The organism is Mesorhizobium album (genome assembly GCF_033977205.1).
GTDB classification, from domain to species: domain Bacteria; phylum Pseudomonadota; class Alphaproteobacteria; order Rhizobiales; family Rhizobiaceae; genus Mesorhizobium; species Mesorhizobium album.
The window spans coordinates 1-25,512 of record NZ_JAVIIW010000063.1; the positions used below are offsets into that span (position 1 = coordinate 1).

Below are 25,512 nucleotides of genomic sequence, written 5' to 3' on the forward strand. Positions count from 1 at the left end.
GTAAGGCAAAAGGTGCTCGTACGGGATGCCGATCTTGGCGCCGATCTCCTGGATCGGTTTCTTCGTGGCGGCACGCGCGATCTCGATGTCGGTCTTCACTTCGGCCATGACGGCTTTCCTCTGGATTGGGCGGTGGAGGGTAGGGGTTCGATCATTCGTGCATGCTCGAAACGCTGCCCGGACGCAAGGGCAAGTCTAACCCTGTCGCTGTTGCGGCGTCAACTATCATGCAACTATGTTTCCTGCGAAGAAAGTTCTGCTGTTCCCAGGTCGACCTTCCCTGGTCTTTTGCGCCCGGTCGTTGCGCCGTATAGAAGCCAGAGCAGGTGCCGTTCCGCCGTCTCAAAACAGCCGCGCAATACGCGAAATGCGACAGAGGCCGGATGCATGCCGGCCAAAATGCGCGACGGTTTCAGGGTGCCCGACAGGGCGGAAAAAGCGACCCCGAGATTGCCGCTCAAGGCCGCTCAACACACGCGCTCCAGCCGGGCGGCGGCGTCAGATCGCGCCGATCTGGCGCAACAGCCCCAGGCCGTCGAGCTGGCCGAAATGCTCGATGAGGAAATTGTCCTCGAAGCGGTCGATGTGGATTGCGCCGACCGAGACGCGATTGCCACTCGGCTTTACGCCATGGAACATGCCGGTATGGGTGCCCTGGAAGCGACAGCGCGTCACCACGCTGCGGGCACCGCTGACATAGTCGTCGATGGCGTGAGTCCGTCGGGGAAGCCGACGAAGAATTCCGCCAGGGATTTTTGCCGTTCATCGAGGCCAACCGGACCCGCGCTGCCGAGATGAACCGCAAGATCCGGCGACGTCAGGCTGGCCAGCTTGTCCCAATCCTGCCGGTCGATGGCGGCGTAGACGTCTCGAGCGGCCTCGCGGATATCCATGTCGCGTCCTCGCTGGCTAATCGCCCTTGCGCCTGAACGGCGACGAGGCGATCAGGTCCAGCCTGAAGCCGAACTGGCATCGCGACGGAAGCCGGACTACTGCGTGAGCACGTTGCTGATCTCGACCATGTTGGAGCGCACGCGCAGGATATAGAAGCCCATCGTCGTCAGATGCGTCGGCAGCAGCCAGCCGTCCTCGCGTCCATTGGCGATGATGAAGGGCTGGATGCGCAGCGCCGAGACGAACTGCGCGTCCATCGTGTCCCACAAATTCTGCAGGTGCTTTTCCTTGATGACGCCCTCGAAGTCGGCCTGGGCGCCCTTCATCAGGCCGTAATAGGCATAGAGCTGGCCATAGGCGAACCAGAAGCGGTCGTCGGCGCGGAAGTCGAACCAGCCGGCATTGTGGTTCTCTGCGCGCTCCTTGAGGATGGCGGATGTCGAGCCGATGTCGCTGGCGATGCGGTCGATATATTGCTTCAGATTGTCGGCGCGGGCATCGAATGTCGCCTGGCAGGCCGTAAGGCGCGCGTTGAAGGAGCGCAACTTGCGCACCGAGTCGCGGTAATAGCTCGGTGTCGGCGTCTTGGGACCGAACGGGTGCAAGCCGAAATACCAGGTCTCTTCGTCGAACTGCAGATTGCCGCGCGCGTCTTGTAGATCGGCATCGATCTGCGAGGTGGTGCGCACGCGTCCCAGATTGTCCGCCAGTTCGGTCGCGGTGCGCCGCACCGCCTGGTTGATGCCGCGCTGGAAGGAAGCCTTATTGTCCATCCACGGCGTGTGGTCCCAGTCGATGCCGAACAAGCCGAGCTTGTAGAGGATCATCGACGAGATCCAGGCATTCTGGTTGACGTTGAAGTCGGTGAGATCGGCGGCCACCTGGGCGATCGCCGAGTTGCCGCAGGTCTTGGCCGTGTCAGTACCGGCGCCGGCCGAGACCTGCTCGCCGGCGGACACGTTGCGCGTTTCGAAGGTGTATTTGTCGACGTAGTTCGGGTCGAAATTGTTCCACCACTGCGTGGCGTAGAAGAAATTGGCGTAGAGGCCGATGAGCACCAGAAGGGCAAGGCCGACCACCGCCTTGAGGATCCAGCCGCGCTGCCCGTACCAGCGGCCCACCCACATGAACGGCCACAGGATGATGCCGATGACGAAGCCGATGCCGCGGCCGATCCATTGGAAAATCCGGGTGAAGAAATTCACGATCGGATCGAGCATGGCTCTCGTCCCCCCTCAGTCAGTCAAGCCGTAAAGGCGCGCGCGCAACGCCGCCTTGTCCTTCAGATATGTGGTTTTCAGAACGTCCACAACATGCGATCGCCAGGCGTCGCTAAAGCCGTCGAAGTCCTTGTAGAAGCCCGGTTTGTTGAAGACATAGCGCGAGACGAAGTCCTGCGGCACGAAATCCGAGATCAGCTGGTTGGTGAGCCAGGCATCGGGATGATCGGGCCTGGCGCGCACGACCAGGAAGCGCTGGCGCGGGGGAACGTCTTCGATCTTGAGATGGCCGAACTGGGCGATCTCGCGTTTGGCGGCGTTGAGGAAAGGGAAATTGCCGTCGCTGGCAATCAGATCGGCATGGCCGTGAATCCAGGTCTGCAGCCAGACCTTGTCGACGTCGGTCAGGTTGCGGTTGGGCTCGGCGTCGCGGATCAGCGCCCGCACCACCATCTCGGCGCGATGCTCGAGATAGCCCGAGGCCTCGATCCACGAGGCGCGCGGCAGGTCGAGGCGGCCGGTGGCGGCGAGGAAGCGGAACACCTTGTCGGCGTCGTTGATCGACAGGTAGCTCACCTGCCATGGCCGTGAGCGGCGGAAGCCCGGTGCTGCCGGGTCGCAGATGACGGTCGTCATGTCAGGATCGACGAAGACGTAGAGCCCGCCGAAATGGCTGGTCCAGTAGGCATTGTGGCGGAAGATCACCTGGTCCGGGACCAGCGCGTTCTCGCGGATGTCGCCGCAGACCTTGGCGAGATCGACCATGCGCTCAAGCATGGCGTTGTCGCGCCAGGCGTCCGGCTCCTGCTTCAGGCGGTCGACCAGCTTGCCGAGCTCGGCCGCCTTGCCCAGCACATCCTCCGCCGACAGCACCTTGAACTCGACCTGGTTGATCGACAGCAGGTCCTCGATGTCGTTGACCTTGGGGACGGAGTCCTCGATCTCGCCGTAGATCACGTCCTTGATGGTCAGCGCATCGATGGCGCGCCGGTTCTTCGACATGAACTCGAACATCAGCTGCGATGTGTTGGAGAAGGCCGTGTGCACAACCGGCAGGTCGATCTGCGAGGGCGTCAGGATGATGAAGCGGCGGTTGACCTCGTTGGGGTCGAGATAGTCGTAATCGCCGCACTCTTCGGCCACCTCGGGCGAGAAGCCGGTGCGGTCGATCTGGAAACTCTTCAGCCTGGTGGGCTCGAGCCCGAAGGCGGCAAGCGCCTTGTTGTAGCGCTGGATGAGATGCGGCTCGTCGACAGGGAGCAATCGGCCGTAGATCAGCTCGTTGTCGCGTAAGAGATCGGGCTTTTTGGCGAGAGTCATTGTTCCTTCTCCCCGTTCACGAGGAGAAGGTGCCCGAAGGGCGGATCAGGGGCGCGGACTCCCCTTCTCCCCTTGTGGGAGAAGGTGGATCGGCGCGAAGCGCCGAGACGGATGAGGGGTGTTGGTCGGAGCGCCGCCGGTGCCAAGCTGGAGCACCCCTCATCCGTCGCCTTCGGCGCCTCCTTCTCCCACTGTGGGAGAAGGAGGCGTTGGCGCACCTCACGCATTCCACAGCCCCTTCTTCTTCATCTCCTCCATCTCACGCACCGCGCGCTCGCGCAGGCGCGCGTCGCGCAGCAGCTTCTCCACCGCGGCGTCGTCCGACTTGTCGGAGTAGCGGAATTCGGAATCGGCGTAGCGGTTGATCTCCTGCATGACCATATTCATCGAGAACGGCCCGCGCAGCTCCTCGATCATCGCCTTCTTGTCGTCGTAGCTTTTGTGCATGAAGGCTTCCGGCTTTTCGAACCAGTCGTCCGGCAGCTCGATATCCATGGCGCGCATCTTGATGGCGTCGGTGACGTTCTTGATGGCGCGGCCGGTGAAGCGCGGCTCGGCGTCCTTGATCATGTGCAGGTAGGTGCCGATATCGGCCAGGGTCTTGGGTGCACCGTTCTCCTTCATGTAGCGCTCATAGATTTTCATCAGCCCGTCTTCCTGCGGCTTCTCGTGCTCCTCGTAGGCCTCAGTCACGGCGCGCTGGATCTCCTGCGCCGCATAGAGCTTGTGGTCGCCCAGCGGAATCTTGTGGTTCTTGCCGGCAAGCAGCACGAAGATGTCGATGTAGTCGTCGCGGGTCTGCGGGCCGTCGACCAGCCAGCGGGCGCCGGCGCGCTGGCGCAGCGCATCGTCGACATTTTCCGGATAGTTGGAAAACATGCCGAAGGAGCAGTTGCCGCGCACCACGGTGGTAGCGCCGGCAAAGGCGTCCATCAAAACGCCGGTGATCTCCTGCTGGCCGGCGGACGCGCGGTCGTCGGAGCGGCGCGCGGCCACCTGATCGATGTCGTCGATGGTGCCGAAGCCGATGACGCGCGGATTGAGCACGTTGTTGATGAACTGGCGGCAGTTCTGGCCGGACTTGCCCTGGTAGGACGAGATCTGGTCGACGCCGAAATTCTCGTAGACGAAGGGGTAACCGGCGACCTGGCAGTAGCCGTTGACGAGACCGGCGATCATCTGGATCAGCGTCGTCTTGCCGGTGCCCGGCGCGCCGTCGCCGATGAAAGTGAAAAGGAAGCCGCCGAGCTCGACGAAGGGATTCAGCTCGCGCTCGAAATCATAGGCCATCAGCATCTTGGCCAGTCTGACCGACTGAAATTTGGCGATGTGGTTGCCGACGACCTCTTCCGGCTTCTTGAAGGTCATCACCAGCGGCTTGGCGCGCTTGCCGGGCGCAACGTCGAAACCGTCCAGGGTGAAGTCGTCGACATCGATGCGGATATGGGCGTTCTCGAACGGGCCGATGCCATCGAAGCGCCCCTTGCGCGCCAACAGCCCGTCGATGGCGACGCGGGCGAAGGCGCGCGAGCGCGTCATCAGGTCGGCGTCATCCTTAGAGCCGGCAATCGTCTTGTCGAGCCCGGCCACGATCGACTTCACTGCATCCTGCGGCGTGTCGAACAGGAAGTCGGGTTCGGGAATGTCATTCGGCGCCTCGCCGTCGCTGTCGATCAGCTGGAAGAGGTAGGAGGCGAAGCTGAAGGCCGAAACATAGGCCGAGGCCGAGAGCAATTTCTTGAAGGTCGCGGCATCGTCGCCCTCGAGCGGCGCGCGGGCATTTCTCGCCTGCAGGCTTTCGAGGTCGGACCCCTCGGCAAAGACATCCGATATGGCCAGCGCGATCGCCAACCCGCGCCTTGCGCGGTAGAGAAGCGCGTGCTGCGGGATGGTCATCAACTGGTCGTCCGGATGGACGGCAGCGACCGTCTTCGTGAGCTCGACCTCGCGCGTGCGGCGCACCGAGCCGACCGAGACGGTCGAGACGAAACGGCGGTTGGTGCCGGCGAGCGCGGTGGTGGATTCGCGCGATGGATCCTCCAGCACGACGATGCGGGTGATGAAGCTCTGCGCGGTGGCCCGGTGTTTCTCGATTGCCGCTTCCGGGATCGTAGTCAGGCCGGTGTCCATGAAGGATGCTCCGCGGTTTGACGATCAGACATCGCTGATGACCTGTCCGTTGGACAGGATGTGGACCTTGTAACCGGAAAAGATCTTCTGCGTTTCGCCGGCGGCGTAGAGCGCCTGGTAGGCCTCGTGCGGGATCAGCGCGTGGTACTCGTAGCTCGACACACCCTGGCGCGCGGCTTCGAGATCGTCGGTGTCGATGAAGAATTCCTGCGTCGTCTTCTCGCTGGAGAACAGGCCCTTACGGCCGGGCTTCTCGCCCTTGGAATAGACCTCCTGGATGGTCCAGGTGAGCAGCCAGGCATTCTCCGGCTTGCGCACCTTGGTCAGCACCTCGGTCACGGTCGAATTGTTCTCGGTGATGCCAGCCGAATAGAAGGGGCCGAGGACCACCCGCCGAAGCTGCTTCGGATGCAGCGGCTCGAAATCCTTGTCGAGATTGACCGCAATCGTCGCCGGCGACAACGTATAGGCCGAATTCCTCTCGGTGAAATCGTCGAAGCGGTGGGCAAGCTCGGGATTGAGCAGGCCGTCCACCGGAAGGGGAATGTCGACCCGCTCGTTGAGCTTGCCGTTGCTGTCGACCAATTGGCGCACCATGCTCTCGGAAGAGTCCTCCACCGTCACCATATAGACCAGCGGCAAGTTGGCGCTGCCGTCGAACGAGGCCCAGTGGACGAGATAGTAGGGCAGCAAGGTCTTCGGGTTGACCGAGACGTTCGCCGTCTGCGCCAGGATGAAGGGGCCGAAGGTCGCCTCGCTCTTCACGTCCTCCAGGTAGAGCCGCTCGGCCATCGATTTCTGCAACGCTTCGGGGAATTCCTTGTGGCGCAGGATGAAGTCGGCCATCTCCTCGCGCAGCTCGCCGGCCTGCGGAATGTTGGCCAAGCGGCTGTCCGCCTGGCGGCGGTCGTTCTCCAACTCGAGCACGTTCTGGAAGACGGGATAGCCGCTGTCGGCGCGCGAAATGCGGAACGTGTCCATGAAGCCCAGCCGGTTGCGCCAGCAGGCAAAGGACTTGTCCAGCCGGGCGATGTATTCGGCAATGATCCTGGCGACGATGCCGTGCCGGTAGAGTGGCGAGCGGTCGTCGCGCATGAACACTTCCAGCCCGCTCAGCGCCGCCGTGATGGCGGAGAAATAACGCGCCGCCGCTTCATTTTCGGGGGTCATGGCACTGCCCTGGAGAAGAATGCCGTCACGCCGCCTACTGCTGCACGTAATTGGCGGCGTTGTGCTTCTTCATTACCTCGTCGAAGCGGCGGGCGAAGGCGTCGTCGGCGAGCTTCTTGCGGCGCTGGATGTCGGCGCTCGCCACCATGTTCTTCTCGTGCATTTCCAGCAAATCGCCGATGTGCTTCTGCGAGGCGGCGCCGATGCCGGCCATCGTCTCTTCCGCCGTGTTGTCGACCTGGCTGCCCAGCGTGTTGATCTTGTGGGCGACATCCTGCTGGGCGGCCGTCTTCAGCGAGTCTTCCAGCGCCTTGTAGAGGACGATGCGCTGCTCGGTGTCGAAGGTCAATTTGTTGATCAGCGTCGACTGCGCGGCAATCTGATTGTTGAGTGAATCGACAAAGGTCTGGAACATCGAGGTGTAGCGCTCCAGCGTCTGGCTTTCGGCGAGCAGTTCCTGCTCCTTGGCCTGCTTCTCGTTGTATTCGGTCGCCATCTTCGAGCGCTCGCCTTCGAGCTGGGTACGGTCCTTCTGGGTCGTGGAGGCGGCGATCCTGTTCTCGATGTCGAGCAGCATCGGGTTGAGCTCCTCGATGCGCTTCTGCACCGCTTCGAGGTTGGTCATGGTCACCTTGCGGCGCTCGATAACCTGCGAAAGGCTGGTCTCGGAGGTCTTGTAGCGCTGGTCGAGGATCTGCTTCTGCGCCTTCAGGATGCCGACGATGGTGTCGGATTTCGCCAGCAGCTCCTGCAGGTTGCCGGCAAGCGACATGTTGCGCACACGGTCGGTGCGCATGCGCTGCTTGCGCTGCGCCGAGAACACACCGACGAAGTTCTCCCAGCCGGTGTAGTTCTTCATGCTCTCGAATTCAGCGCCGAAGACATTGGTGGCGTCCTCAAGCCCGATGATCAGGTCGGCGATATTGCCTTCCATGACCTTCTGCTGCTTCAGCACGTCTTCTATCCGGGCATTCTCGATGTCGAAATTGGCGTCGCCGATCTTCTTGTCGGCCTGGGCGAGCGTGTCGAGAACGGTACCGGACTGCTCGATCTTGGTGCGCATGTCCTGCACGACCTGCTTGGTCTTGGCAATTTCGGCATCGAAATTCTGCAATGTCGCCATAGGGGCCTCCCGCATCGGCATCCGGTTTCGTCGCACGTGGCGGCGAATATATGTGGCGCCTCAGGCGATTGAAAGAAGGAAGACAAGGAGAGGCGCCAAAACAAAAGAACTGGTCAGGTCCTTGAAAGACAAGGCAAGCATGCTCATGGCGCGAGTAATGCGCCTCGCCTTCAAGCCGCTTTAGCTCAAACGCCTTAAGCTCTTGTTTTTGCGAACAAGCTGCGTCGCCAGGAAGTGTCGCAAATCTCTTGTGCCGGATCGCGGCCAATCAGCCGATCGTCAGCCGGCCGATGGCAGCCGGTTACCCGATCGTCGGCTATACGTTTTCAGTTGCGGGCAAAACCGATGAAGTCGTCGGGCGCGGCCCTGCCCATTTCCTCTTCCCAGTGCCGGCGGCAGAGCGAGACATAGACATCCTTGCCGATTGCCACCTGATCGCCCTGTTTCGCTACCTTGCCATCGGGGCCGAGGCGCACGACCATCGTGGCCTTGCGGCCGCAGCGGCAGATGGTGCGCACCTCGCGCAGGTCGTCGGCGATGGCAAGCAGCGCGCGCGAGCTGGAGAAAAGCTTGCCTTGGAAGTCGGTGCGCAGTCCGTAGCACATGACCGGGATGTTCAGCCGGTCGGCGATGCGAGCTAGCTGCCAGACCTGCTCCTCCTCGAGGAACTGCGCCTCGTCGACGAAGATGCAATGCACGGTGGTGTGCTCGTGATGCTCGGCAACCCGGCCATAGAGATCGTCGCCGTCGCGGAACATCTCGGCCTCGGCCTCCAGCCCGATGCGCGACGAGATCAATCCCTTGTCGCCCTTGCGATAATGGCCGGCGACGAACAGCATCGTCGTCATGCCGCGTTCGCGATAATTGTAGGACGCCTGCAAAAGCATGGTCGTCTTGCCGGCATTCATGGTCGCGTAGTTGAAGTAGAGCTTGGCCATGGCGCCTTTTATGCTGACTTGCCGCCACGCGGGGAGGGGCCGCGGGCTCCATCCACCAAAAACTCCGTCCTGCCGGAAAGCGCCGCATGTCGCTGAATGGCCAGCGCGCGCCGTTCATCGGGATGTGGCGCCGCTTGAAACCACATCAAAATGGTGTTTGGCTGACGAAACAAGGCGGGCGCAAGAACCGTGGCTTCGCGCGCCCCAGAAATTGCAATGGGAGAAAAGTTAATGTCGCATATGAAATCCTTCGTCGCTGGCCTCGGCTTGGCGGCGCTTCTAACCACGACCGCGGCTTATGCCGGCGATCCGGCGAGCTGCAAGGCGGTGCGTCTCTCCGACGTCGGCTGGACCGATATCCAGGCGACCACGGGGCTGGCCTCGGTGCTGCTCACCGCGCTCGGCTACGAGCCGCAGACGATCCAGCTTTCGGTGCCGGTGACCTATGCGTCGCTGAAGAACAAGGACCTTGATGTCTTCCTCGGCAACTGGATGCCGTCGATGACCAACGACATCAAGGACTACAAGGCCGAGGGCTCCGTCGAGACGGTCGGCACCAACCTGACCGGCGCCGGCTACGGCATTGTCGTGCCGAACTATGTCGCGGATGCCGGCGTCAAGACGCTGACCGATCTCGGCAAGTTCAAGGACAAGTTCAACGGCAAGATCTACGGCATCGAGGCGGGCAATGACGGCAACCGCATCATCCTCGACATGATCAAGAACCCGAAGGACAACCTGCAGGGCTTTGAGCTCGTCGAGTCTTCGGAAGCCGGCATGCTGACGCAGGCCGAGCAGTCGATGAAGAACAACGAGTGGATCGCCTTCCTCGGCTGGACGCCGCATCCGGTGATGGGCGCCATGAAGATCACCTATCTCGAAGGCATGGGCGACAGCGGCTTCGGCGCCGCCACCGTCTACACCAACACGCGCAAGGGCTACACGACCGAGTGCCCGAATGCCGGCAAGTTCATCTCCAACCTGAAGTTCAATCTCGACATGGAAGGCGAGATGATGGACGCGATCCTCAAGGGCGGCGATCCGCAGACGGTCGCCACCGACTGGCTGAAAAAGCATCCGGACGCGGTAGCACCGTGGATTGCCGGCGTGACCACCTTCGACGGCGGCGACGCGGCGGCGGCTGTGAAGACGGCGCTCGGGGGCTGAGCTGGCTTTGAGTCCGGCATGAATTCCGGAAGAGGGCAGCCACTGGAAAAGGCTGCCCTTTTTCATATGCTTCAGAAGATGACCGTCCACCAATGGCGGCGAAGACCAAAGAGGGGACAATGGATCCGATCTCGAAATTCCTGGTCAGCTACAAGATCCCCATCGGCTTGTGGGGCAAAGCCTTCTTCACTTTCCTCACCGACAATTTCGACACGGTTTTCAGGGCCTTCTCGAACGGCCTTAACTTCATCCTCGACGGGTCGGTGGACCTGCTGCTGATGGTGCCGCCGGTGCTGCTCGCCCTGGTGGTCGCCGTCATCGCCTGGTTTCTGCAGCGCTCTCGCCCGCTCGCCGTCGGCGTCTTCATCGGCCTCATCTTCATCATCAACCAGAACCTCTGGAAACAGACGGTGCAGACGCTGGTGCTGGTGGTCGCGGCCGCCGCCATGGCCATGGCGATCGGCGTGCCGCTTGGCATCTGGGCGGCGCACAAGCCGAAGGTCTACCGCGTCATGCTGCCGGTGCTCGACCTGATGCAGACGCTGCCGACCTTCGTCTATCTGATCCCGGTGCTGACGCTGTTCGGGCTCGGCAACGCGCCCGGCCTCATCGTCACCATCATCTTCGTCATCCCGACCCCGGTTCGTCTCACGCATCTCGGCGTCACCTCAGTGCCGAAATCGATCGTCGAGGCAGGTGAGGCGTTCGGCGCCACCAGAAGACAACTCCTCTGGAAGGTCGAGTTACCTTCAGCCTTGCCCACCATTATGGCGGGGCTGACGCAGTCGATCATGCTGTCGCTGTCGATGGTGGTGTTCGCGGCCCTGATCGGCGCCGGCGGCCTCGGCACTGAAATCAACCGCGCGCTCGGCTCACGCCGGATCGACCTCGGGCTAGAGGCCGGCCTCGGCATCGTCGTGCTGGCCATCGTGCTCGACCGGATGACGCGTATCGGCGTTGGAGGCAAACAATGACCGTCGCCGTCGATTTCAAGAATGTCGACATCGTCTTCGGCCCCGATCAGGCGGAGTCGCTGGCGCTGATCGACCAGGGCGCCACCCGTGCCGAGATCCTCGAAAAGACCGGCAATGTGCTGGGCTGCGCCGGCGCCAACCTCACCGTGCATGAAGGCGAGATCTCGGTGCTGATGGGCTTGTCGGGCTCCGGCAAGTCGACGCTGCTCAGGGCTGTCAACCGGCTCAACGTCGTGTCGCGCGGCCAGGTGCTGGTCAAGGACGGCGACCGCACCGTCGATGTCGTGACCTGCGATGAGGCGACCTTGCGGCGGCTGCGGCAGAAACAGGTGGCCATGGTGTTCCAGCAATTCGGCCTGCTGCCCTGGCGCACGGTGGAGGAAAATGTCGGCTTCGGCCTCGAGCTTGCCGGCGTGCCGGACGCCGAGCGCAAGGCGCGGGTGCAAAAGCAGCTCCAGCTCGTCCATCTCGACCAATGGTCGAAGAAATACGCGCATGAGCTTTCGGGCGGCATGCAGCAGCGCGTCGGTCTCGCCCGGGCGTTCGCCACCGAGGCGCCGATCCTTTTGATGGACGAGCCGTTCTCGGCGCTCGACCCGCTGATCCGCACCAAGCTGCAGGATGAACTCCTGCAGCTCCAGGCGGAGCTGAAGAAGACCATCATCTTCGTCAGCCACGACCTCGAGGAGGCGCTGAAGATCGGCACCCATATCACCATCATGGAAGGCGGGCACATCGTGCAGACCGGTGCGCCGGAGGACATCGTGCTTCGCCCCGCCAACGACTATGTCCGCGACTTCATCGCCAATGTGAATCCGCTTTCGGTGCTGACGGCCTGGAACGTGATGCGCGACCGCCGTGATCTCGAACAGGGCGAGGATGGCTGGGTGTGGCTCGACCGGCGCAAGACGACGCGCTTCAAGATCGACGAGCATGGCCTGGTCGTGGCGGCCGAACGCCACGGCAAGCCCGCGGTGTGGGTATCCTGCGCCGATGTCGAGCGCCAGCCGGAAGAGGGGGCGCAGGTGTTCTGGGCCAATCCCGGCACGTCGCTGAAGACGGTGATGCTGGCCATGCACCGCTCGCAGACCGCCCCGGTGGCGCTGTTCGACGAAGGCTCGCGCTTCGTCGGCGCGATCGGCATCCGCGACGTGCTGAGCGCGGTGCTGAGGCGATAAGGCACCCGCGAAGCTCGTGTCTTTGGGCAAGGCACATGAAGCGGATCTGGGCCTGGATTTCTGAGCCGCGCGCCGCGCAAATTGCGCTCGGCCTGCTGCTTGTGATCGCGATCCGGTCGATCCTGGAATTTTTCAGGATCGGGGGCGCGACCGGCGTCGAACTGACCGGCCACCAGGTCTTTTACATCGAAGGGGCGCTTGCGGCCGTTGTCTTCGGACTGGCCGTTCTTGTCCTGCACGCAATCGGGCGACATCGTTGGGCGACATTGGCCACCGCGGGGGCAATCATTGTCCTGCTGGCATGGAAAATTGCCGTCATCGGCTGGCGATAGGCGCTTGGTGGAAAAGCACCAAAATCCTATACTGGCGTGGCATCCATGTGGGTCGTTGTGCCCGCGATGGCGGCACAAGCAGGGAGGGCGCGTCGCAGAATGATCTTCCGTCAGCTCTTCGATTCCGTTTCGGGCACCTATTCCTATCTGCTCGCCAGCCGGCGCGGCGGCGAGGCGCTGATCATCGATCCGGTGCTGGAAAAGGTCGACCGCTACCTGCAACTGGTGAACGAGCTCGACCTCAGGCTGGTCAAGGCGGTGGACACGCATCTCCATGCCGACCACATCACCGGCCTCGGCGCGCTGCGTGACAAGACGCAGTGCGTGACCGTGATGGGCGAGCAGACCAAGGCCGACGTCGTGTCGATGCGGCTTGCCGACGGCGATAAGCTGGCCATCGAGGGGCTGGCGCTCGACGTGATCTACACGCCCGGCCATACAGACGATTCCTACAGCTTCGTCCTGCCGGATCGGGTCTTCACTGGCGACACGCTGCTCATCCGCGGCACCGGCCGCACCGACTTCCAGAACGGCGACCCGCGCCAGCAATATGAATCGATCTTTGGCCGCCTGCTCAAGCTTCCCGACGAGATGCTGATCTTCCCGGCGCACGACTACAAGGGCGAGACCGTGTCGACGATCGGCGAGGAAAAGGCCTTCAACCCGCGCCTGCAGGTGAAGTCGGTCGACGAGTATGTCGAGATCATGAACAATCTGAAGCTGTCCAATCCGAAGATGATGGATGTGGCGGTGCCCGCCAACATGCGGGTCGGACTGCATCAGGACGACATCGCCAGCCGCGGCTGGTCGGTGACCGCCGAAGAGGCGCTGGCGCTGGTCGGACGGCCCGACGTGGCGCTGATCGACCTGCGGGAGCAGTCGGAGCGGGAACGCCACGGCGTCATCCCGGGCGCGATCCATCTGCCCTATGCGCGGCTGCAGGAAAACATCGTCCCCGGCGGCATGCTGCACGAGCTGGCGAAATCGACCAGCAGGCAGATCCTGTTCTACTGTGCTTTCGGCGAGCGTTCTGCGATGGCCGTGCAGGCGGCGCGCGACCTCGGGATTTCGAGTGCCCGCCACATCCAGGGCGGCATCGATGCGTGGCGGAAGGCGAGCGGTCCGCTGATGCATTAAGGCGTGTCGTGATCTTTCGCGCCCCCTTCTGTCCTGCCGGCCTTGCGAAGTTTCTGCACCGCCGCAACGATCCTCGGGCTCAATTCAATCCGATGAGCTTTGCGCCGTTGCGGAACAGAGCCTCCGCGTCCCGATCGAAGTGGAAGGTGGCGATGAAGTCGTCGGCGCGGTAATCCGGCAGTGTCCTGCGGATCGCGGCGGCGTAATTGCGCGCCTCGTCCTGGCGGCCGGCCAGCGCCAGGCAATGCGCGGCAATCGCCAGGATGATGACATGGGCGTTGGGCCTGGCCGCCGCCTTGAGCGCCCAATCGGCAGCTTCGTCGAATTCCCGCAGCCGCGCATGCGCCATGGCGCGCGCGCCCAACATGCCGAACAGCAGGGGATCGAAGGGGCTGAGATGGCGTGAGTGGTCGGACGAGCCGATCGCCGAGCGCGGGTCGCCCGACTGCGAGTGGACGAAGGACAGCGAATAATGGCCGAGCGCGAAGTTCGGGCTGAGGTCGACGGCCTTTGCCAGCTCGAGCAGTGAGCCGTCCTGGTCGCCGCGCAGCCACAATGCGCGGCCCATCGCCCAGTGTGCCGCCGGATTGCGGTCATCGACGAGAAGGCTATGGCCGGCGCTTTCGAAGGCAAGCGCCGTCTCGCGCTCTCGGTCGCCCCAGCGCTGGAAGGCGCTCTGCCAATGGGTGAAGGACAGGCCGGCATAGGCACGGGCGAAGGTCGGGTCGAGCTGCAGGGCCTCGTTGAAGAAATGCTGCGCCAGCTCGTTTTCCTGTCGGGTGAAGCGGTACATGTGCCAGAGGCCGCGATGATAGGCTTCCCAGGCGTTGAGTGAATTGGGCGCCTTCAGCAGCGCGCGGTTGCGCTCGACCGTCGCGATCTCGGCCGCGATCGAGGAGACGATGCTGTCGCCAATATCGTCGAGGACGATGAAGACGTCATCGGGTTTGTGCTCAAAGGTCTCGGCCCAGACGATCCTGGCCGTGCGCACCTCGACGAGCTCGACTGAGACCATGACCCTGCCTGGCAGATTGCGCACCGAGCCAGTCGCCACATAGTCGACATTCAGCCTGCGTCCGGCGTCTTCGGGCGCGATGTTCCTTTCGGCGAGAGCAAAGACCGAGCCGCGGGCGATGACGAAGAAATCGCGGAGCTTGGCGAGGCGTGTGATGATGTCGTGGGTGAGGCCGTCGGCCAGTCCGCCGCGAAAGCCGGCCTCGCCGGAAGCTTCGGCAAAAGGCATGACCGCCAGCGAAGCCCGGCCCGCCATTGCCGCGTCGGGTTCCACCTGGGCGATCGGTGCCTGGGTCGCCGCGAACAGCGCGGACCGGGCGCATGGCGTCGCGCCGGAATGGCGGGCTCTTATCTCCTGCCACGCGTCGCGCAAGGGAGCGAAATCCAGTTCCTCGGAGTGAAAGAGCTGCGCCGCGGTGGCAAGATGCTCTTCGGCTGCGCCGATCTGTCCGCGCCGCGCAAGGTTTTCCAGCAGCGCCACATGCGCGCGGCCGTCGAAGGGCGCGAGCTCCAGCCATTTGTCGATATAGGCGGCCGCCTCGTCGGCTTCCGTCGGGAGGAGGCCGATGATGTGCTCCAGAACGGCGACATGGCATGCGGCGAAACGGCGGCGCTGCGCGGTCTGCCAGCTGGAAAAATGCGGACTGCGGTCGAGCTCGAGACCGTCAAGGAAATCGCCGGCGAAAAGCTGCAACAGCGTCCGCAGCCGCCCAACGCCCAGCGTGTCGATGCCTTCCGCCACCGCCGCGGCTGCCTCCAGAGCATCGATGCGCATATCCGCAGAGCGAAGCGCCACCGTGTCGCCTTCGGTCTCGACCCGGCGCAGGTCCGGTTCGTCGAGCGCGGCGCGAAGCTTGCTCAGACACCAGCGAAGCTCACCGCGCGGATCGTTGGGGACGTCCCAGAGCAGCTCGCAGAGCCGGCTACGGCTGACGGGGTGTGGCGCGAGCGCAAGGTAGGCAAGCAGTGCGCGCAGCTTGCGCGAGGAAGGCAACTTAACGGGTTCGCCGTCACGGGAAATCGTCACTTGCCCAAGCAGCCGCACGGACAGGCCGGCGGCGGTGTCGTTCAGGTTCGATCGGGTGGATTCCACGTATGTTTCCACGCTCTCTCCAACGCTGACCAGCTGGTCCATGTTCTATCACCAAAGACGACAGGAAGCATCTGGCAGCCCATTCCGTGCCGGAATGCCGCCGTTGCCGCATTTGCGGCAGGTGAAGCAACCTAGCGCGGCAAGGTGTCGAAACCGCGCCGCCGAAGCCGCCGGTCTGTAACCGGCGCGTGAGGCATCGAGGAGAAAACCAATGTTGCAGCAGATGAAAATCAGGACCACCGCCGGCCGCGGCCGGCTGTTCGACAGCATCCTGGAGACGGTCGGCGACACGCCGGTCATCCGCGTCAACAATCTCAGCCCGGCGCATGCGACGATCTATGTCAAGGCCGAGTTCTTCAATCCGGCGGGTTCGGTGAAGGACCGGCTGGCGCTCAACATCATCGAGGAAGGCGAGCGCAGCGGCACGCTGAAGCCCGGCCAGACCGTGATCGAGGCGACCAGCGGCAACACCGGCATCGGGCTGGCCATGGTCTGCGCGCAGAAGGGCTATCCGCTGGTGGTGACGATGGCCGACAGCTTCTCCATCGAACGGCGCAAGCTGATGCGCATGCTGGGTGCTAAGGTGGTGCTGACGCCGCGCGCCCAGAAGGGCTTCGGCATGTACAGGAAGGCGGTGGAACTCGCTGAGGCCAATGGCTGGTTCCTGGCCCGCCAGTTCGAGACCGAAGCCAATGCCGCCATCCACGAGGCGACCACGGCGCGCGAGATCATCAACGATTTCGCGGGTTCGAGGCTCGATGTGCTGGTCACCGGCTATGGCACCGGCGGCACCGTCGCCGGCGTCGGCCGGGTGCTGCGCCGTGAGCGGCCGGACGTGCGGATCGTGCTTGCGGAACCGGCCAATGCGCAGCTTATCGGCAGCGGCAAGGCGCAGGAGCGCGGCGCAGACGGCGCGCCGGCTGCCAGCCATCCAGCCTTCGAGCCGCATCCGATCCAGGGCTGGACGCCGGACTTCATCCCCAAGGTACTGCAGGAGGCGATCGACAAGCGCTACTATGACGACGTGGTGCCGATCCCCGGTCCGGAAGGCATCAAATGGGCGAAGGCCCTGGCGCAGCAAGAGGGCATCTTCACCGGCATTTCCGGCGGTGCAACCTTCGCCGTGGCGCGTCAGATCGCAGGGACCGCTCCGGCCGGTTCGGTAATCCTGTGCATGCTGCCCGACACCGGCGAGCGCTACATGTCGACGCCGCTCTTCGGCGGCATCGAGGCTGAGATGGACGCCGAGGAGATGGCGCTGTCGCGCTCGACGCCGAGCTGCCAGTTCGACGCATAAAGACAGCCGCGGCGCCGTCCGTTTTCGGGTGGCGGCGCCGCGGTGATTGGCTGCACATTGGACGATCCGGGAATGGTCGCTTGCTCTGCGGAGAAATCGCATGGATAGCTTGCGGGAACTCATGGCCACCGAGGAAACGCTCGATCCGCCGGACTGGGTCGATGTACAGGCCCTTTCGCACCGGATCATCGACGACGCGATCGGCTATCTCAAGGATGTCCGGGAGCGTCCGGTGTGGCGCGAGATGCCGGCCGAGGTGCGCGCGTTCTTTTCGGCGCCGCTGCCGCGCGAGCCGGCGCCGATCGCCGACGTGTATGGCGACGTTGCCCGCAACGTGATGGCCTATCCGATGGGCAACATCCATCCGCGCTTCTGGTCCTGGTATATGGGCTCAAGCAATTTCACCGGCGCGCTCGGCGATTTCCTCGCCGCGATCCAGGGCTCGAATCTCGGCGGCGGCAACCATGCCGCCGGGCTGATGGATAGCCAGGTGGTCGACTGGTGCAAGGAGATGGTCGGATTCCCGGCCTCGGCTAGCGGCACGCTGGTGAGCGGCGGCTCGATGGCCAACATCATCGGACTGACCGTGGCGCGCAATGCCAAGGCGGGCGTCGATGTCCGCGAAAGAGGCGTCGGCGCCATCCCAAAGCCGTTGCGCTTCTATGCTTCGGACCAGGTCCACTCCTGCCACCGCAAGGCGATGGAAGCGCTCGGCCTCGGTAACCGGGCGGTGCGGCGCATTGCGACCGATGCGGGTTTGCGCATAGATGCCGATGCGCTCAAGGCGGCCATCGCGGAGGATCACGCGGCAGGCTTCAAGCCGGCCTGCGTGATCGGCACCGCCGGCACCGTCAACACCGGCGCGATCGATGACCTCCAGGCGCTGGCCGCGCTGGCGGCAGAGGAAGACCTCTGGTTCCATGTCGACGGCTGCATCGGCGCGTTGATCGCCATCGCGCCTGAAAACAGATCGCTTGTCGCCGGCATCGAGCAGGCCCACTCGATCGCGCTCGACCCGCACAAATGGCTGCACGCGCCGTTCGAGGCGGGCTGCGCCCTGGTGCGGGATGCGTCCGCCCACCGCAGCGCCTTCGCCGTCACCCCGGAATATCTGGAATCGACGCCGCGTGGCCTCGCCTCCGGGCAATGGCTGCACGATTACGGCCTGCAGACCTCGCGCGGTTTTCGCGCGCTGAAAATCTGGATGGCACTGAAGGAACATGGCATCGAAAAATTCGGCCGGCTCATCGACCAGAACATCGCCCAGGCCCGTCATCTGACCGGCCTGATCGAGGCCGAGCCGACGCTGGAGCTGATGGCGCCGACCACCATCAACATCGTCTGCTTCCGACATCGCCTGGAGGGCGCATCTGAGGACCGGCTCAAGGCCTTCAACACCGAAATCATGCTCAGGCTGCAGGAACAAGGCATCGCCGCCTTGTCGGACACCACCGTGCATGGCCGGCATTGCCTTAGAGTCGCGATCACCAATCATCGCACGCGACGCGACGATCTCGACCTCCTGGTGCGCCAGGCGCTTCGCATCGGAAAAGAAATCGAGGCCGCGGCGCCACCGGGTTGAAGAGAGCGGCCAAAACGTGTCCTATTCTGGCAGGCCGGCCAGCCGCAGCGCCTCGAAATATTTGGCGAAATAGGCCGGCCTGATATGCCCCGCCACGTGTGTGAGGTTGGCAAGCGTCAGTTCGGGGTCGAGCGCCAGCGAGCGCGCGATATGCTTGCTCGCGGCATCCAGCCTGCCGGCCATGGCATTGCTGGCGGCCGCCACGCGCAGGCCGGTGAGATAATATGGCTGCGTGCGCGATGCCGCCTCTGCGAGTGGCCACGCGACGTCGTAGCGGCCGGCCACGAAATGGGCGAAGGCGGTGCAGGTCTGCATGAAGAAGGTCAGCGGATCGAGCGGGCTCAGCCGTCTTGCCCGCGACAGGTGCTCGATAGCGATGTCAGGATCGTCGTAGCAGGCCTTGAGATAGCCGCTGGCGCTCCAGGCGGTAGCACAGTTCGGGTTCAGCACGAGCGCGCGGTCGGCCAGTGCCGAGGCGGCCTCGTAGTCGCCGGTGACATAGCCCAGCGCCAGGCCGCTGAAGGCCAGCGCTACCGCGTCGTCCTGGCCGGAGATCGCGACGTTGCCGACCAACCGGGAAACCTCGGCGGTCTCCTTCTGCCGATCAGTCATCCAGCGATTCGCCATCCGCCAGAAATAGCACCAGGCGGCAGCGCCCTCCGCTGCGGCAAAATCGGGGTCGAGCTCGATGGCCTTGTAAAATTGCGGCAGCGCTTCCTCCAGCCCCTCCCTCGTCCAGCGGTAAAGGCTCGCCATGCCGCGCAGATAGTGGTCGTAGGCGTCGAGGCTTTCGGTGGGCTTGCGCTTGGCGCGCGCCATCTCGGCCTGCTCGAGCCTCGGCGAAATCGCGCCGACAACGCTGGAGGCGACGAGGTCTTGCAGTTCAAACACCTCCGAGACGTCGCCTTCGAACCGGTCGGCCCACAGAGTCACCCCGGCCGCCGCCTCGACGAGCTGCCCTGCCACGCGCAGCCGGCTTCCGGCCCTGCGGACGCTACCCTCCAGCACGTAGCGTACCCCGAGTTCGCGTGCCACGCGCGTGACCTCGACCGCCTGGCCCTTGTAAGCGAAGGCGGAATTCCGCGCGATCACGAACAGCCAGTTCACATGCGACAGCGCCGTCGTGATCTCCTCGACTACGCCGTCGGTGAAATATTCCTGCTCGGCATCGTCGCTCATGTTCTGGAACGGCAGGACAGCGATCGATGGCTTTTCCGGCACCGAGACGGCCGGACGCGGCGGCTCCGCCTTCACTTCCAGGCCGGACGGTTCGACCTCGGGCGGTCTGCCTTTGGCTGTCGGTTCCGCTTCGATGCGTTCGACCAGCGCCCGCGTCGCTTCCTCGGGCTCGACGCCGAGCTCGCGCTTCAGCGCTTCCTTGCAGGCCAGGAACTGACGGAAGGCATCGTTGGTCTTGCCGCGGCGGCGGAAGATGCGGATCAGTGCACGGTGGGCCTGCTCGGCGCATGGGTCGAGCGTCACCAGCCGTTCGGCCAGTGTTTCGCAGGCCTGCTCCACGCGCGAATCCAGCTTCGGCAAGAGGCTCAGCCGCTCGGCTAGATCCAGCGCCTTACGGGCGTAGTTCGCCCGAAGCGGCGCAAGCCAGTCTTCGATCTCGCCGGGGGATGACAGCCCATCGAGCAGGTCGCCCCGGTATAGGTCGGCCGCTGTCGCGAGGCTCGTGCCGTCATCGGCCGCAATCTTCCGGTCGAAAATCCAGATGTCGGCCTCGTCGGCATTCGTCGCCAGCCAGATGGTGTCGGCATTGCCTTCAATGCGAATTGCCTCATCGCCGGTAGACGGAAACAGCCGCCTGATGTCGACCAGGGCCTGGCGCAAGCTGTTTCGCGCCTGCTGCTCGCCGCTGCCGGCCCACAGCATCGCCGCGGCCCTGTCGCGGCGAAGGCCCTTCGGGCCGGCCAGAACCAGCGCGGCAAAGAGCAGCGACGTCTTGCGCGTCGCGAAGTGCAGAGGTTTCCCGCCTGCGGAGACAACCTCGGTGCCGCCAAGCAATCGGATGTGCACCCTGGCCCCCGTGAAAAAAGCCTTGGATAGAATATCACGTCCCGCCGCCGACTTAACGGCGATTTAGCGCGGTTTTTCGTGCGGCTTCACACCCGGATGAACATTGGCAAAGCGCGCCGGTGGGACATTGCCCTCGTGAGTTCGAACGAGGGAGAATGACAATGACCTACATCAGCCTCAGGACCTTCCAGCCAACCTCCCGCTTCGCCGGCACGCTCGCCACCCATATCGTGACCGTCTTCGCCGGGCTCCGGTGCCGGTATCAGGATGCCATGCGGCGCAGGGCTTTGGCCGGCCTGTCGATACCGGAACTGAAGGATTTCGGCTATCCGGCCGACGAAGCCCCCGCCGATGTCGCGGCTCGCGGCCGCATCGCCGGGCGCCGCCCGCCGCGGTGACCCGTCACTTTCCTGAAATCAGGCCAGCGGCGCGCCGGGCAGATAAAGGGCGATCGGACGGATCTCGTAGACCGCTGTCGGATTGACGCGCTTGAGGTCGCGCGCCACCGCGATCGCCTCCTCGTGGTTGGCGCAATCGAGGACATAGAGTCCCAGCAGCTGCTCCTTGGTTTCGGCGAAGGGACCGTCGATCACCATGCCGTCTCCCGGGCCGCGCAGCGTGACGGCTTTCGCGGTCTTGCCCAGCCTTGCCGCCGGCCCCAGCTTGCCGGCGCGGGTCAGCCTGTCGTTGATCTCGAGCAGGTCCTTCATCAACGCCGCATCCTCCTCGGGCGTCCAGGACTGGACGGTCTCTTCGACGTGATAGGCAAGGATTGCGTAGAACATGGTGCGGTTTCCTCGTGCATGACCCCGAAATCTGAATCGATTTTTGCGTCGCTGGCCTTCGGTTCGGAAAGGATCATGCACCAAATTGAAGTGCTGCAGCGTCCTTTGCCCGTCCAAAAGTACGCGCGGCGCTGTAGAGCGGGCCGCACTATCACAGGGATGGCGCGACTGATCCAGTCCCGGCGCCGGTCGGAAAGCCGCTTGCTGACTCAAGCTGCCAGCGGCAGGCGCAGTTCGGTCAACAGGCCGCCGTCGGGATGGTTGGAAAGGCTGATCTCGCCGCCGGCGCCGCGAGCGATGTTGCGGGCAATGGTGAGGCCCAGGCCCAGGCCGCCGGTTTCGCGGTTGCGCGACTGTTCCAGGCGCACGAAGGAGCCGAACACCTTATCCAGCTTGGCCTGCGGAATGCCCGGTCCTTCGTCGCGGATGCTAAGCGTGATCGTGTCGCCCGAGCGCCGCACGCCGATATGCGCCTTCTTGCCGTAGGTGACCGCGTTCTGGACGAGATTGGTGACGCAGCGGCGCAGCGCCACCGGCCGCGCAATGCAGACCAGGCCGCGCGAGGGTTTGGCGTCCTCTTCGAACGAAGCGTCGTCGAACGCATCGGCGACCGACTCCACCAGCGACCAGAAATCGATCCGCTCGGCCTTTTCCTCCGTTACCTCGAACTTGGCGAAGTCGATCACCGAGCTCGCGATGCTTTCGATCTCGGCGAGGTCATGCGCCAGCGCTTCGCGGGCCGGCGATCTGCGCAGCAGTTCAAGGCGCAGCCGCATCCGGGTCAGCGGCGTACGCAGATCATGCGCAAGCGCTGCCGTCAGCTGCTCGCGGTCCTCGACATAGTCGCGCAGGCGCATCTGCATTGCGTTGACCGCCTTCGCGGCGGCGCGGATCTCGCGGCTTCCGGTCTCGGCGATCGGTGGGCTTTTGAGATCCTTGCCGATGCGGTTCACCGCGGTTTCCATCATCCGGTAGGGCGCCGTCAGCCGGCGCAGCGACCAGATCGACATCACCACGATCAGCCCTGCTATCAGCGAATAGAGCGGTAGGCTGTCCCAACTGAGGATCGGTCCGGCCGGCGTGATCGGCTCGGTGAAGTTCAGCCATTGGCCGTCGGAAAAGCGCAGTGATGCCGTCAGCTTGTCGCTCTGGGCAAAATCCGCGGCCAGCACCAGAAGGTCGCGCTCGACCTGGCCGACATCCTTGTTCATCACCTGGCCGTCCGGGGCATCGGCTTCCTGCGTTGCCGGGTCGCGCCGCACACGCGCGTCGGTGATGCCGAACTTGGAGAGTCGGCCGACCAGGATGTCCTCCAGCTCGGCAAGCTGGTCATCGCCGGCGATCGAGGAGGTGACGGCGGGGGTGTCCGAAACGGTCAGCGCAAAGGTGGCATTGAACAGCCCGGACGCGGTCGCCTTGCGCCCCTCGGGCGTGGCGTCATGCATCAGCTGCACCAGCGAATAGGCGCGGTCGTTCAGCCGGTAAAGGTCGACGATGTCGTTGGTCGCGGCGCGGTCGCGCGCCACGATGTAGAGGGTCGCGACCTGGCTGATCATCAGGCCGGCGATGACGATGAGCAGCACCCAGACAGGCAGGGTTTGCGGCAGGAAGCGTCTCATTCGGTGGTCGTTTCGGGCAGAAACTGATAGCCGCCGCTGCGCACGGTGAGGATCAGCTTCGGTGTCTTCGGGTCGTCCTCCATCTTGCGGCGCAGGCGGCTGACCAGGATGTCGACGCTGCGGTCGAAGCTGTAGCCGGTATCGCCGCCGGACAGCTCGATGAGCTGCTCGCGGGTGAGCACACGCTGCGCGCTCTTGACGAAGGTCTGCAGCAGGTTGAATTCCGCCATCGTCAGCTCCACCCGCACGTCATCGGGCGCCGTCAGCCGGCGGCGCGAGCAATCCATGGTCCAGCCGGCGAAGCGGTAGATCTGCTTGGCAGCAGGCCGGCGCGGCTCGGTCGCGCCGTTGCGCCTCAAGACCGCGCGGATGCGGGCGAGCAGCTCGCGCGGATCGAAGGGTTTCGGCACATAGTCGTCCGCGCCCATCTCGAGGCCGACGACGCGGTCCGTCGTCTCGGTCACCGCGGTCAGCATGATGATCGGCGTCGTGTAGTTGGCGCGGATCTCGCGGCAAAGCTCCAGCCCGCTCTTGCCGGGCAGCATCACGTCCAGCACGATGAGGTCTACCTGCGCGCGGCGTAGGACCGCTTCCATCTCGGCGCCGTCCGCGGCCACAGTCGTATGCAACCCTCGCTTCTGGAAAAACTCCTGAAGCAGGTCGCGTATGCCCTTGTCGTCGTCGACGATCAGTATGTGTGGATCGGATTTCACGAGAACCCTGTCGCTGCGCTGCTGAACCGTCCTTCGGCAAATCAGCCACACGATAGAATTCGGGCCACATCTTGGCCAGTGGCGCCAATCGGAGACGGCTTGGCCTCCCCAGAAACAATTCAGAAACAAATTTCTACAGTTGGGAAAAACTCGTGAAAAATTTCAAGGCCATAACCGGTGCCGTGGCGGTCAGGTCATCGGCTGCGACGCACGTTTCCAGAGTAACGGACAAGACCAATGCAGAGGTTCTGGATCAGCGTGATGGGTGCTTTGCTTAGCATGTCGCTCATCACAGCCGCCGCCGGCGCCTCCACTGCAAAGGTCGCGCCGCTAACCCGGACCGAGCGCTGCACCAATCTCAGCCGTCAAGTTGACGAAGCCCTCGAAACCCATGCCGCGGCAACGCAGGTCACCGCGGCGAAGGCACTTCAAAGAAAGGGAAACCGGTTCTGCGCCAACAAAAAGCAGGCACAGGGAATCCGGATGCTCGCGAACGCTTTGAAGCTGCTTGGCGTGACGCCGGTCGACCCAGATCAGTGACACTCAACTCCCGACCCGCATAAAAAGGAAGTGAAGCCATGAAAAAGTCCCTCCTCTCCGCCCTCGGCCTCTCCGTTGCTCTGGCCTTCGCGATGCCGGCTCTCGGCAACGCCGCTGCCACCACGACCACTGCTCCGGCTGCGACCACCACGACCACCACGACTGCTCCGGCTGCAACCACTGCTGCGAAGCCCGCTCCGAAGAAGGTAGCGGCCAAGAAGGAATGCAAGCCGACCAAGAAGCACAAGTGCCCGGTGAAGAAGGCGCCGAAGACGAAGCCGGCTGCTGCCGCGAAGCCGGCCGCGAAGAAGCCCTGATCCAGGCTTCGGTCCTGATCTTTCAAGACCGCTCCGGCCGGTTCTGGCTGGGGCGGTTTTCTGGCGGCCGAAGCTCGACACCGGCAGCTTCCGCCGCGCTGATCCTTAACCCGATCGCAATGCCGGTGCTGTAGGACAATCCGCATGAAGAAGCGGCTTTCGTCCCTGATGCGCTCGCTGACCCTCGGCGGGCTGGTTGCCACCGCGGCGGCAAGAGCGTTAATCATCTTCAGAGCCAGCCCGGTGCCGGATCCCGCCAGCGGCAGGACCGAACCGGAGCTTTTCGCGCCGCTGATCTCATCGAGCTTCGACTACATCACGCCGGCGCAGAGCTGGGTCCTGATCGTGCTGACCGGTGCAACGGTTGTCGGCTTCGCCATCTGGATGATTGCCGCCTTCGTCGAGCGCGGTTCGGACATCAATGATGGCGGCTCCGGCAGGTCCGGCACGGCGATGCGCCGCACAGTCGGGCGGCAGGGTCGTTGAACGGCAAGCAGTGCTTTCCCACATAGGGCTGGTTGTCTGGCCGCGCTGATGCGGCGCTCGAATGGACGCCAGCTTCCCCGCGTGACGAGTGGAAGCGAGAACCCAGTTCCCAACTGGTGGATTCCGATGCCTGATACCGTTCTCAAACCCCGCACCAAGACGCGGCCGAAAACCGAGCGGCCAAAGCTCTACAAGGTCATCCTCATCAACGACGATTTCACGCCGCGCGAGTTCGTGGTGACGGTGCTCAAGGCGGAATTCAAGCTCAGCGAAGATCAGGCGCATCGCGTCATGATCACGGCGCACACGCGAGGCGTCTGCGTCGTCGCCGTCTTCACGCGCGATGTCGCCGAGACCAAGGCCGCGCGGGCGACCGACGCCGGCAAGGCCAAAGGCTATCCGCTGCTGTTCACGACAGAGCCGGAAGAGTAGGGCGGCAACCTTTTTCCTTCTCCTCT

At 63.8% G+C, this 25,512-nt stretch carries 26 protein-coding genes; 12 read left to right on the forward strand and 14 right to left on the reverse strand.

Annotation, left to right across the window (positions count from 1 at the left end):
* Positions 1-233: 233 nt before the first annotated feature.
* From RFN28_RS31525 to RFN28_RS31565, 9 genes are all read right to left on the reverse strand, one after another.
* Positions 234-461: a hypothetical protein gene (locus tag RFN28_RS31525; protein WP_320291065.1), complete on the reverse strand. Its 228-nt coding sequence runs from the start codon at positions 459-461 to the stop codon at positions 234-236.
* A 37-nt stretch (positions 462-498) separates the two neighbouring features.
* Positions 499-678, reverse strand: coding sequence for an ester cyclase (locus RFN28_RS31530; RefSeq protein ID WP_320291066.1), 180 nt, complete (start codon positions 676-678; stop codon positions 499-501).
* A complete protein-coding gene (locus tag RFN28_RS31535) occupies positions 672-893 on the reverse strand; it encodes a hypothetical protein (RefSeq protein ID WP_320291067.1) in 222 nt (73 codons plus the stop codon). The genes RFN28_RS31530 and RFN28_RS31535 overlap by 7 nt, the downstream gene beginning before the upstream one ends.
* A gap of 96 nt (positions 894-989) precedes the next feature.
* Entirely contained in the window at positions 990-2,114 is a 1,125-nt protein-coding gene (locus RFN28_RS31540) for a DUF2333 family protein (RefSeq protein ID WP_320291068.1), read from the reverse strand.
* Between the two features lie 15 nt (positions 2,115-2,129).
* The gene (locus RFN28_RS31545) at positions 2,130-3,434 is read right to left on the reverse strand and encodes a DUF6638 family protein (protein ID WP_320291069.1); all 1,305 of its coding nucleotides are present in this window, start codon (positions 3,432-3,434) and stop codon (positions 2,130-2,132) included.
* A 219-nt stretch (positions 3,435-3,653) separates the two neighbouring features.
* Entirely contained in the window at positions 3,654-5,564 is a 1,911-nt protein-coding gene (locus RFN28_RS31550) for an AAA family ATPase (protein WP_320291070.1), read from the reverse strand.
* 24 nt (positions 5,565-5,588) lie between these two features.
* Positions 5,589-6,734, reverse strand: coding sequence for a hypothetical protein (locus tag RFN28_RS31555; protein WP_320291071.1), 1,146 nt, complete (start codon positions 6,732-6,734; stop codon positions 5,589-5,591).
* A 34-nt stretch (positions 6,735-6,768) separates the two neighbouring features.
* Positions 6,769-7,857: a hypothetical protein gene (locus RFN28_RS31560; protein WP_320291072.1), complete on the reverse strand. Its 1,089-nt coding sequence runs from the start codon at positions 7,855-7,857 to the stop codon at positions 6,769-6,771.
* A gap of 326 nt (positions 7,858-8,183) precedes the next feature.
* Positions 8,184-8,795, reverse strand: a complete 612-nt coding sequence (locus tag RFN28_RS31565; RefSeq protein ID WP_320291073.1) for a thymidine kinase — start codon at positions 8,793-8,795, stop codon at positions 8,184-8,186.
* Positions 8,796-9,026: 231 nt separating this feature from the next.
* On the opposite strand from RFN28_RS31565, the gene RFN28_RS31570 reads away from it, so the two are divergent.
* The 5 genes from RFN28_RS31570 (at position 9,027) to RFN28_RS31590 (ending at position 13,583) form a co-directional block, all read left to right on the forward strand.
* The gene (locus RFN28_RS31570; protein ID WP_320291074.1) at positions 9,027-9,962 is read left to right on the forward strand and encodes a choline ABC transporter substrate-binding protein; all 936 of its coding nucleotides are present in this window, start codon (positions 9,027-9,029) and stop codon (positions 9,960-9,962) included.
* Between the two features lie 119 nt (positions 9,963-10,081).
* A complete protein-coding gene (gene choW, locus RFN28_RS31575; protein ID WP_320291075.1) occupies positions 10,082-10,936 on the forward strand; it encodes a choline ABC transporter permease subunit in 855 nt (284 codons plus the stop codon).
* Positions 10,933-12,114, forward strand: a complete 1,182-nt coding sequence (gene choV, locus RFN28_RS31580; RefSeq protein ID WP_320291076.1) for a choline ABC transporter ATP-binding protein — start codon at positions 10,933-10,935, stop codon at positions 12,112-12,114. Before choW ends, choV begins: the two co-directional genes overlap by 4 nt.
* Before the next feature lie 35 nt (positions 12,115-12,149).
* Positions 12,150-12,446 (forward strand): hypothetical protein, encoded by a 297-nt coding sequence (locus RFN28_RS31585; protein ID WP_320291077.1) that lies wholly within the window; start codon positions 12,150-12,152, stop codon positions 12,444-12,446.
* A gap of 99 nt (positions 12,447-12,545) precedes the next feature.
* Entirely contained in the window at positions 12,546-13,583 is a 1,038-nt protein-coding gene (locus RFN28_RS31590; protein WP_320291078.1) for an MBL fold metallo-hydrolase, read from the forward strand.
* 79 nt (positions 13,584-13,662) lie between these two features.
* On the opposite strand, the gene RFN28_RS31595 is transcribed toward RFN28_RS31590, so the two are convergent.
* Entirely contained in the window at positions 13,663-15,732 is a 2,070-nt protein-coding gene (locus RFN28_RS31595; RefSeq protein WP_320291079.1) for a BTAD domain-containing putative transcriptional regulator, read from the reverse strand.
* A gap of 169 nt (positions 15,733-15,901) precedes the next feature.
* Between RFN28_RS31595 and RFN28_RS31600 the strand changes: the two genes are divergently transcribed.
* Entirely contained in the window at positions 15,902-16,987 is a 1,086-nt protein-coding gene (locus RFN28_RS31600; RefSeq protein WP_320291080.1) for a PLP-dependent cysteine synthase family protein, read from the forward strand.
* Between the two features lie 100 nt (positions 16,988-17,087).
* Entirely contained in the window at positions 17,088-18,569 is a 1,482-nt protein-coding gene (locus RFN28_RS31605) for a pyridoxal phosphate-dependent decarboxylase family protein (protein ID WP_320291081.1), read from the forward strand.
* A 21-nt stretch (positions 18,570-18,590) separates the two neighbouring features.
* Here RFN28_RS31605 and RFN28_RS31610 read toward each other — a convergent pair whose 3' ends face one another.
* The gene (locus RFN28_RS31610) at positions 18,591-20,594 is read right to left on the reverse strand and encodes a BTAD domain-containing putative transcriptional regulator (protein ID WP_320291082.1); all 2,004 of its coding nucleotides are present in this window, start codon (positions 20,592-20,594) and stop codon (positions 18,591-18,593) included.
* A 161-nt stretch (positions 20,595-20,755) separates the two neighbouring features.
* Here RFN28_RS31610 and RFN28_RS31615 point away from each other — a divergent pair, with 161 nt between their 5' ends.
* The gene (locus tag RFN28_RS31615) at positions 20,756-20,992 is read left to right on the forward strand and encodes a hypothetical protein (protein ID WP_320291083.1); all 237 of its coding nucleotides are present in this window, start codon (positions 20,756-20,758) and stop codon (positions 20,990-20,992) included.
* Positions 20,993-21,010: 18 nt separating this feature from the next.
* Here the strand turns inward: RFN28_RS31615 and RFN28_RS31620 are convergent, their stop codons facing one another.
* The 3 genes from RFN28_RS31620 to RFN28_RS31630 form a co-directional block, all read right to left on the reverse strand.
* Complete coding sequence (locus RFN28_RS31620) at positions 21,011-21,379, reverse strand: YciI family protein (protein ID WP_320291084.1); 369 nt, start codon at positions 21,377-21,379, stop codon at positions 21,011-21,013.
* Between the two features lie 209 nt (positions 21,380-21,588).
* Positions 21,589-22,998 (reverse strand): ATP-binding protein, encoded by a 1,410-nt coding sequence (locus tag RFN28_RS31625; protein WP_320291085.1) that lies wholly within the window; start codon positions 22,996-22,998, stop codon positions 21,589-21,591.
* Entirely contained in the window at positions 22,995-23,711 is a 717-nt protein-coding gene (locus tag RFN28_RS31630) for a response regulator (protein WP_320291086.1), read from the reverse strand. Before RFN28_RS31630 ends, RFN28_RS31625 begins: the two co-directional genes overlap by 4 nt.
* Positions 23,712-23,948: 237 nt before the next feature.
* On the opposite strand from RFN28_RS31630, the gene RFN28_RS31635 reads away from it, so the two are divergent.
* The 4 genes from RFN28_RS31635 to clpS all read left to right on the forward strand — a co-directional run bounded on the left by RFN28_RS31635 (position 23,949) and on the right by clpS (position 25,486).
* Entirely contained in the window at positions 23,949-24,251 is a 303-nt protein-coding gene (locus tag RFN28_RS31635; RefSeq protein WP_320291087.1) for a hypothetical protein, read from the forward strand.
* Between the two features lie 38 nt (positions 24,252-24,289).
* Complete coding sequence (locus RFN28_RS31640; RefSeq protein WP_320291088.1) at positions 24,290-24,568, forward strand: hypothetical protein; 279 nt, start codon at positions 24,290-24,292, stop codon at positions 24,566-24,568.
* A 144-nt stretch (positions 24,569-24,712) separates the two neighbouring features.
* Complete coding sequence (locus RFN28_RS31645) at positions 24,713-25,054, forward strand: hypothetical protein (protein WP_320291089.1); 342 nt, start codon at positions 24,713-24,715, stop codon at positions 25,052-25,054.
* Between the two features lie 126 nt (positions 25,055-25,180).
* Entirely contained in the window at positions 25,181-25,486 is a 306-nt protein-coding gene (clpS, locus tag RFN28_RS31650; RefSeq protein WP_320291090.1) for an ATP-dependent Clp protease adapter ClpS, read from the forward strand.
* Positions 25,487-25,512: the final 26 nt, after the last annotated feature.